Source organism: Bradyrhizobium sp., assembly GCF_030693485.1.
GTDB lineage: Bacteria > Pseudomonadota > Alphaproteobacteria > Rhizobiales > Xanthobacteraceae > Bradyrhizobium.
In genome coordinates this window covers 1-4162 of record NZ_JAUYAN010000265.1, presented here as the reverse complement: position 1 = coordinate 4162, position 4162 = coordinate 1, and the positions used below count along the sequence as shown (strand labels likewise).

The following is a 4162-nucleotide window of genomic DNA, read 5'->3' as shown; positions in this document are numbered from 1 at the left end:
AACCCTACCGCCCCAATGTGGGCATCGCGCTGTTCAACGCCGCCGGTCAGGTCCTGATCGGGCGACGTTTCAGGGACGACGGACCGGAAATCATTCTGCCAGGCCTGGAATGGCAGATGCCGCAGGGCGGCATCGACGCCGACGAGGACCCGCGCGACGCGGTGATGCGCGAATTATGGGAAGAGACCGGCGTCAAGCACGCCAGCTATCTCGGCGAAACCGACTGGCAGACTTACGAGTTTCCGGCCTATGACGGACCGCCGTCGCACCGGCTGGCGAAATTCCGCGGCCAGCGCCAGCAATGGTTCGCGCTGCGCTTTACGGGAGATGACGCCGAGATCGATCCGCTGACCCCGCGCAACGGCCAGCCGGCGGAGTTCGACCAGTGGCGCTGGGAGCGGCTCGATGCCGTCGCCGACCTCGTGGTGCCGTTCCGGCGCGAGGTGTACCGGACGGTGGCGCGGGAATTCGCGAAATTCGCGCAGCCGTGAGCTTCTTTCTTACCTCTCCCGCTCGCGGGGGAGGTCGACGCGCGAAGCGCGGCGGGTGGGGGAACTCTCTCCACTGGCGCAGGTGAATGTTGAGGCAGCCCCCACCCCGGCCCTCCCCCGCAAGCGGGAGAGGGGGAAGAAGAATCCGTCCCATCGGTCCCCACGCGAACGGACCTATCGCAGCATGCTCGAATGAGAAGATGAAGACGGGTCGGATTCCGAGCTAAATCGGACCCTAATGCATCGCCGTCGAAGTGAGCTGATGCTGGATGCTCTTGAAGTGATCGAGCCGCTCGATGGCGCGATGGAGTTCGGAGCCCTCATGCTCGGCGAGCTTTTCTTCCATGCCGGAAATCGTATCGGCGAACTGCGCCCGGTCCAGGTCCTGCACCGAGGTCGCGACATCGGCGAGCACCGTGAGGCCCTTGTCGGAGACTTCAGCGAGGCCGCCGAGCACGATGATCCTGTGCTGCGTGCCGCCGGCGGTCACCGTCAGGATTCCCGGACGGATCACGGCCACGACGGGCGCATGACCGGCGAGCACGCCGAAATCGCCCTCGATGCCGGGCACGTCGACCTGATCGACCTCGCCGGAGAAGGCGAGTTTTTCGGGCGAGACGAGATCGAAGTGGAAGGTGGCCATGGAGTAGTCCTGCGAATGGCTGATGGCGAATAGCGAGTGGCGATGATCGGGGAGGGGCGCTTGTTATTCGCTACTCCCCATTCGCCATTCGCCCCTTAGGCTGCTTCCGCCGCGAGCCTCTTGCCCTTTTCGACCGCTTCCTCGATGGCGCCTACCATGTAGAAGGCGGCTTCCGGAAGGTGATCGTACTTGCCTTCGCAGATGGCGCGGAAACCCTTGATGGTGTCGGCGAGGTCGACGAACTTGCCGGGCGATCCCGTGAAGATTTCGGCGACGTGGAACGGCTGCGACAGGAAGCGCTCGATCTTGCGGGCGCGGGCGACCGCGATCTTGTCCTCTTCCGACAATTCGTCCATGCCGAGAATGGCGATGATGTCCTGCAGCGACTTGTAGCGCTGCAGCACCTGCTGAACCATGCGCGCGGTCTGGTAATGCTCCTCGCCGACGATCAGCGGCGACAGCATGCGCGAGGTCGAGTCGAGCGGATCCACCGCGGGATAGATGCCCTTTTCCGAGATCGCGCGGTTCAGCACCGTGGTGGCGTCGAGATGCGCGAACGAGGTGGCGGGCGCGGGGTCGGTCAAGTCGTCGGCCGGCACGTAGATCGCCTGCACCGAGGTGATGGAACCCTTGTGCGTGGTGGTGATGCGCTCCTGCAGCGCGCCCATGTCGGTGGCCAGCGTCGGCTGATAGCCCACCGCCGACGGAATACGGCCGAGCAGCGCCGACACTTCGGAGCCTGCCTGGGTGAAGCGGAAGATGTTGTCGATGAAGAACAGCACGTCCTGGCCCTGGTCGCGGAAATGCTCGGCGACGGTGAGGCCGGACAGCGCGACTCGCAAGCGGGCGCCGGGCGGCTCGATCATCTGGCCGAACACCAGCGCGCATTTCGATTTGACGCTCGGATCGGGATTGTGCGGGTCGGCGTTGACCTTGGACTCGATGAACTCGTGATAGAGGTCGTTGCCTTCGCGGGTGCGCTCGCCGACGCCGGCGAACACCGAGTTGCCGCCATGGGCTTTCGCGACGTTGTTGATCAGTTCCTGAATCAGCACGGTCTTGCCGACGCCGGCGCCGCCGAACAGGCCGATCTTGCCGCCCTTGGCGTAGGGCGCCAAGAGGTCGACGACCTTGATGCCGGTGACCAGAATTTCAGCCTCGGTGGCCTGGTCGGTGTAGGTCGGCGCTTCCGCATGGATCGGGCGCAGGCCTTCGGAGGCGATCGGACCGCCTTCGTCGATCGGCTCGCCGATCACGTTCATGATGCGGCCCAGCGTGCCGGCGCCGACCGGCACCTGGATCGGGCTGCCGGTGTCGCTGACTTCCTGGCCGCGGACCAGACCCTCGGTGGTGTCCATCGCGATGGTGCGCACGGTGGATTCGCCGAGATGCTGCGCAACCTCGAGCACCAGACGGTTGGTTCCGTTCATGGTGGTGATGGCGCTCAGAATAGCCGGCAGATGTCCTTCGAACTGCACGTCGACGACGGCGCCGATGACTTGCGTGACGCGTCCGGTCTGGTTGGCGGGTGTAGCCATAAAACTCTCTCCTTGAAGTCCGAAAACTTAAAGCGCCTCGGCGCCGGAGATGATCTCGATCAGCTCCTTGGTGATCATCGCCTGACGGGTGCGGTTATAGATAAGCGTCTGCTTGCGGATCATGTCGCCGGCGTTGCGGGTGGCGTTGTCCATCGCGCTCATCTGCGCGCCGTAGAACGAAGCGTTGTTTTCCAGCAGCGCGCGGAAGATCTGCACCGCGAGATTGCGCGGCAGCAGGCCGCCCAGAATCTCGTCTTCTTCCGGCTCGTACTCGTAGGATGTCGCCGGACCGGCATTGGCAGCGGGCGCTTCCACGACCAGCGGAATGATCTGCTGCGCGGTCGGGATCTGCGAGATCACCGACTTGAAGCGCGAATAGAACAGCGTGCAGACGTCGAACTCGCCGGCTTCGTAACGCGCGATGACTTTCTTCGCGATATCCTCGGCGTTGACGAAACCGAGCTGGCGGACCGAGCGCAGCTCTACGTTCTCGACGATCTGCCGCTCGAAGGTGCGGCGCAACTGCTCGTAGCCCTTGCGGCCGACGCAGAAGAATTTCACTTCCTTGCCCTGGTTCATCAGGGCCAGCGCCCGCTCGCGGGCGAGCCGCACGATCGACGAGTTGAACGCGCCGGACAGGCCGCGCTCGCCGGTGCAGACCAGGAACAGGTGCACCTGGTCCTTGCCGGTGCCGGCCAGCAGCGCCGGGGCGCCGGGCGAACCGGCGGCAGCGCTGGCGATATTGGAGATCACCGCATCCATCTTTTCCGCGTAGGGCCGCGCCGCTTCGGCAGCGGTCTGCGCGCGGCGCAGCTTGGAGGCCGCGACCATCTGCATGGCCTTGGTGATCTTCTGCGTCGCCTTGGTGGAGGCGATGCGGACCCGCATGTCTTTCAGTGAAGCCATTCTCAGTTCACCCCGGCGATCCGGTTCATGACCCGACCGCAAGCCTCTTTTTCGTCATGACCGGCGTTGCGCCGGGTCATGACGGCAATCAACAAACTTCGCTTAAGCAAACGACATCTTAAGCAAACGTCTTGGCGTAAGCCTCGACCACGGCCTTGAGCTTGGCGGCGGTGTCGTCGCTGAGATCGCGGCTGTCGCGGATGGTATTGAGAATGTCGACGTTCTTGCCGCGCACCAGCGACAGCAAGCCGTCCTCGAAGGCGCGAACCTTCGCAACCGGAATGCTGTCGAGATAGCCGTTGACGCCGGCATAGATCACCACGACCTGCTCTTCCATTTTCAGCGGCGAAAATTGCGGCTGCTTCAGGAGTTCAGTGAGGCGCGAACCACGCGCCAGCAGGCGCTGCGTCGAAGCGTCGAGATCGGAGCCGAACTGCGCGAACGCCGCCATTTCGCGGTATTGCGCCAGCTCGCCCTTGATCTTGCCGGCGACCTTTTTCATGGCCTTGGTCTGCGCCGACGATCCGACGCGCGACACCGACAGACCGACGTTGACCGCCGGGCGAATGCCCTGGAAGAACAGG

The 4162-nt window shown here is 64.1% G+C and carries 4 protein-coding genes and 1 pseudogene; 1 reads left to right on the top strand and 4 read right to left on the bottom strand.

The window, feature by feature from the left end:
* On the top strand, positions 1 to 491 hold a 491-nt coding region (locus Q8N40_RS19385; RefSeq protein WP_305712946.1), incomplete at its 5' end, for an RNA pyrophosphohydrolase.
* 235 nt (positions 492 to 726) lie between these two features.
* Here the strand turns inward: Q8N40_RS19385 and Q8N40_RS19380 are convergent.
* From Q8N40_RS19380 to Q8N40_RS19365, 4 genes and pseudogenes are all read right to left on the bottom strand, one after another.
* Positions 727 to 1134, bottom strand: coding sequence for a F0F1 ATP synthase subunit epsilon (locus tag Q8N40_RS19380; RefSeq protein ID WP_305318469.1), 408 nt, complete (start codon positions 1132 to 1134; stop codon positions 727 to 729).
* A 95-nt stretch (positions 1135 to 1229) separates the two neighbouring features.
* Complete coding sequence (atpD, locus tag Q8N40_RS19375) at positions 1230 to 2672, bottom strand: F0F1 ATP synthase subunit beta (protein ID WP_305712945.1); 1443 nt, start codon at positions 2670 to 2672, stop codon at positions 1230 to 1232.
* 27 nt (positions 2673 to 2699) lie between these two features.
* Positions 2700 to 3578, bottom strand: coding sequence for a F0F1 ATP synthase subunit gamma (locus tag Q8N40_RS19370; protein ID WP_305318467.1), 879 nt, complete (start codon positions 3576 to 3578; stop codon positions 2700 to 2702).
* Positions 3579 to 3696: 118 nt separating this feature from the next.
* Positions 3697 to 4162, bottom strand: a pseudogene (locus Q8N40_RS19365) (F0F1 ATP synthase subunit alpha); the annotation flags it as partial.